Here is a 4,268-nt window from a genome sequence, read left to right as displayed (position 1 = left end):
CCGTCCTGCCAGGGGGTCAGCACCGCTCCAGCCGCCGCCAGGTGCGCGGCACCCGCTCCCAGAACCGCCTCGGCGTCGACCGAGCCGAGGCCCGCAAGAGCCGCGCCCGCGCCAGAGAGCAACTCGCCGACCACGACCAGGTCGCCTCCGGCGATGAGCTGGTCGATCCCATGCGCGAACCAATGCAGGGCGCGCTCGTCCTCGCCACACCCCAGAGCGGCCCACCCGGCGTTGATCGTGAATAGCGTCTGCGGTGCCAAGCCGAGCTCCCGTTCGACCGTCTCGAGGGTCGCCGTGAGGATGTCGAGGGCCTGTCGGGGCTGGCCCGAGTCCACCAACGCCAGGCCGATCTTCGGCACCACCTGCGTCAGGTCGGTCGCCGACGGACCGGCCGCGATCAGCTGCCAGGCCTCGCCGCACGCCCGCGTCGCCTCCTGCGCCCGGCCAAGTGCGGCGAGCATCACCGCGCACGCCCCCAGGGCCTCGGGCAGATGATGCTGGGCCCGATCGCGGGCCAGGGCCACGGCCTGTTGAGCGCAGGCCAGCGCCTGCTCGAAATCACCATGGACATACGGCCCGACCGAGCGCAGAATATGCAGCCGGCCGAGCCAGTCCGCGTCATCCGCCAGCGGCTCGATGAGCGCGTCCAGGGCCGCAGTCCGGTTCTGGCCATCGCTGTCCTGGGGTTGCAGCGCAACAGCCATCATCCGCAGGATCGCGCGCTGACGGTGCGTCAGCAGATTGCTCGCCAGCGCGGCCTGCACCCACCGCAGCCCCGCGGCCCCGGTCTCGACGAAGAACCAATAGCGCGCCAGCGTGATCGCCACATCGCCACACGTCGAGGCATCCTGCGTCGTCAACGCATCCTGCAGCGCCGCAACATAATCGGCGTATGACGCGACAACGTCCGCGATGAGCGCGTCACTGAGCGGCTGGTCGCGCCAGCGCCCCGCGAACCATTCCCGGTGCCGCCGGCGGACCTGATCCAGATCACCGGAATCCGTCAGGAGCTCGAAGGCCAGGCACTGCACGGTCCGCAATAGCCGCATCCGCAAGCGCCCATCGCGGCGGTCGATCTGGACGTGGGCCTCGCGGATGAGCGACCGGATCAGCGCGGGCACGTCGGCGTGCCCCACGCTCCCGACGACCGCCGTGGCCGTCGTCATGTCGAAGCTGCCCGCGAAGACGCCGAGCCGGGCAAGGACGATCTGCGCATCCGGATGCAGGCGCTCGATGCTCCACGTGAGGGTCTCGCGCAAGGAACGCTGCCGTGGCTCGCGGTCCTGCTCTGCGGCCTCGATGTCGAGCGGTGCGTCGACAAGGGCCAAAAGTTCCGGGATCGAGCTTGAACTCGCTTGCCCCGCAACAAGTTCAAGAGCCAACGGGAGACCGTCCACGCGGCGGGCGATCTCGGCGACCCGGTCCAGATCGGCCCGGTCCACGGTCAGCTCGGGAGCCTGGTCCCGGAGCCGGGCGATCAGCAGTTGCACGGCATCGGATGCCTCGACGTCCGCGGCGCCCATGCCGACGCTCGGAGTCGCGAGCGGGGCTACCCCCACCCGGCTCTCGCCCGTTAGTCCGAGTGGCACCCGTGAGGTGAGGACGACCCGCACGCGCGGCGCCTGTGCGGTCACCTGATCGACAACGCTCGCGATGGCCTCGACGGCCCACTCCGCCTCGTCGATCAGCAGCGTGACGCTCGAGCTGCGCAGCGCTGCAGCCAGGGCGGGAACCGGATCGCCGGCTGCCAACGTCAAGCCTCGGGCCCGCGCGATCGCCTCGGCGATCTCCGCCGGCGTCGTGGCACCGACGCAGGGCAACTCGACATAGACGGTGCTCTCGGCAGGCAGATCGGTGGCGAACTCGGCGAGCAGCCGGCTCTTGCCGACGCCGCCGGGACCGATGACCGAGATCAGCGGCCGCGCGCCGTCATACAGCTCGCGCAGCCGGGCCAGTTCGACGGCGCGCCCGACGAACTCGGTGCGCGGGCGGGCGGGGTGGCTGACCCGGGCACTGCCCGCAGCAAGTGGGCGCACTCGAGCAGCGGGCGCAATGTCCTCCTGGGCAAGAATGCGGGCGTACAGCTGGGCGGTCGCGGGTTGCGGGTCGATCCCCAACTCCGTGCGCAGGCCGCGCCGCAACTTCTCGTAGGCAGCTAGAGCGTCCGCTTGCCGGCCGGTCCGATAGAGGCCGGCCATCAGGATCTCGTGGGCGTGCTCGCGCAGGGGTTCGCGCCGGCACAACTCCGCAGTCAGATCCACCACGTCGGCGAGGTCATCGGGGGACCCACCGAGCAGGAGGCGCTCGGCGAGCTGCTCGATCGCGGAGTCGCGCAACTCGTGCAGCCGGGGCCGCTCGGTCGCAACCAGCGAATCGCTCACTCCGCCATAGGCTTCCGGGCCCGTCCAGAGCGACAGGGCGCGCCGCAGCAGGGCGACGATCTCGCCCTGCCGATCCGGGACCAGGGTCCGCGCCGCGCTCAACAGGCGGGTGAACTCGTCCGCGTCGACGTGCGCCTGCGGGTCGAGTTGATAGCCGGTGTCGTGGCGTCGAATCGCGTCGGCCCCGAGCATGCGGCGCAGGCGGGCGATCACGGTATGGACGACCGACACATCGAGCGCGTACGCCTCGTTTTCCCAGACCGCGTCGAGGATGACGTCTGGCGCGAGCGGGCGGGAGCGCCGCGCGAGCAGGAACGCGAGGACATCGCGCGGCCGGCGGCCGCGCAGGGGGGCGCCGTCGCCCGCCACCTGAACCTGGCCGAGCACCCGGTAGTCCATCGCGTCCATGAAAGCATGAGTCACCCTCAGGCGACAGCGCCTCGCGGATTCCCGTCCTCGTCCGCGACGAGGTCGGCCAACTCGACGACCGCGGCGGCGAGGCGGGCGATGGGGATCTCGAACTCCTCCCGGTTTACCGCCCGCGCCCCGAATCGAGCCAGCAAGGCGCGCACGATCCGGTTCTCACCCATGACGTAGGCCGTGAAGTGGGTGACGCCGCCTACCCGCGCCGTGCGCGCCAACTGGGCGACCAACGCCAGCCCCGCGCCGCGCCCGTGCCACTCGTCGGCAACGGCGAGCGCGAGCTCGGCGCGCGTCGGATCCGCCGGATCCCTGACCCACTGGCCGTGACCGACAGGGCGGCCGCCGGCAAAGACGAGCATGCCGTCGCGCCGGCCGGGATCGACGCGGGCGAGCTGCGCAACATACGAGCTCGGAATCCTGGGCAAGGGCGAGTGGAAACGCAACTCGCGCGACCGTGGCGACAAGGCGTCGTAGACGGCCGCCACTCGATCGCGGTCGTCGTCGCGCACCGGGCGGACCCGCAGGGGTGAGATGGTCAGGGAAGGCGAACGGAACATCAGTGGTACCTCTTTTCGGTGGAGGCACCACCGTCGTCGGCCGGTCTGTCACCGACCTGTCACGTCTGCGGCGGGGTCAGGCCGGCCGCGTTGCCGCCGTGATGGCGTCGACCAGCTCCGTCGTGGTGAAGGGCAGGCCGCGCACCCGCGAATACGACTGTGCGTCAACGAGATAGCGGGCCCGGATGAGCATGACCAGCTGTCCGGAGTTCATCTCCGGGATCAGCACGGTGCGGTAGGCACGCACGATGTCACCGATATTGCCGGGCATCGGGTTGAGGTGGCGCAGGTGTGCCGTGGCGACCTTCAGGCCGGAGCGACGCGCGGACCGGGCGGCGGCGGCGATCGGGCCATAGGTCGAGCCCCATCCCAGGACGAGGATCTCGGCCTCGCCACTGGGGTCGTCGACCACCAGGTCCGGGACCGCGATCCCGTCGATCTTGTTCTGCCGCAGCCGCGTCATCCGCTCGTGGTTGTCGGGGTCGTAGGAGATGTCGCCGGTGATGTCGGCCTTCTCGATGCCGCCGATGCGGTGCTCCAGGCCCGCAACTCCGGGCGGGGCCCAGGGCCGAGCGAGGGTTTCGGGATCGCGGACAAACGGGTGGAAGGTCGGCACGCCCTTGGCGTCGGTGGCATTCGGTGCGTCCGCGAACTTGACGTGCAGGTCGGGCAGGTCGGCCATCTCCGGCAACCGCCAGGGCTCACTGCCGTTGGCCAGATAGCCGTCCGAGAGCATGATCACCGGGGTGCGGTAGGTCGTCGCGATCCGCACGGCCTCCACGGCGACGTCGAAACAGTCGGCGGGGGAGGAGGGGGCGATGACCGCGACGGGCGCCTCGCCATTGCGGCCGTACATCGCCTGCAGCAGGTCGGCCTGCTCGGTCTTGGTGGGCAGGCCGGTCGACGG

The 4,268-nt window shown here is 70.8% G+C and carries 2 protein-coding genes and 1 pseudogene; all 3 read right to left on the bottom strand.

The window, feature by feature from the left end:
• The coding region (locus tag PKH97_RS14325) for a BTAD domain-containing putative transcriptional regulator (RefSeq protein ID WP_324388228.1) at positions 1-2,804 on the bottom strand (2,804 nt) is incomplete at its 3' end.
• A gap of 2 nt (positions 2,805-2,806) precedes the next feature.
• The gene (locus PKH97_RS14320) at positions 2,807-3,361 is read right to left on the bottom strand and encodes a GNAT family N-acetyltransferase (RefSeq protein ID WP_324388227.1); all 555 of its coding nucleotides are present in this window, start codon (positions 3,359-3,361) and stop codon (positions 2,807-2,809) included.
• 76 nt (positions 3,362-3,437) lie between these two features.
• Positions 3,438-4,268, bottom strand: a pseudogene (locus PKH97_RS14315) (2-oxoglutarate ferredoxin oxidoreductase subunit alpha); the annotation flags it as partial.

Source organism: Nostocoides sp. (assembly GCF_035343835.1).
Classification (GTDB): domain Bacteria; phylum Actinomycetota; class Actinomycetes; order Actinomycetales; family Dermatophilaceae; genus Nostocoides_A; species Nostocoides_A vanveenii.
This window is presented reverse-complemented; position numbering and strand designations above follow the sequence as displayed.

What these genes read in the sequence shown, in the direction of transcription:
- PKH97_RS14320 (WP_324388227.1), bottom strand. Translation starts at nt 3,361, where the DNA reads ATGTTCCGTTCGCCTTCCCTGACCATCTCACCCCTGCGGGTCCGCCCG.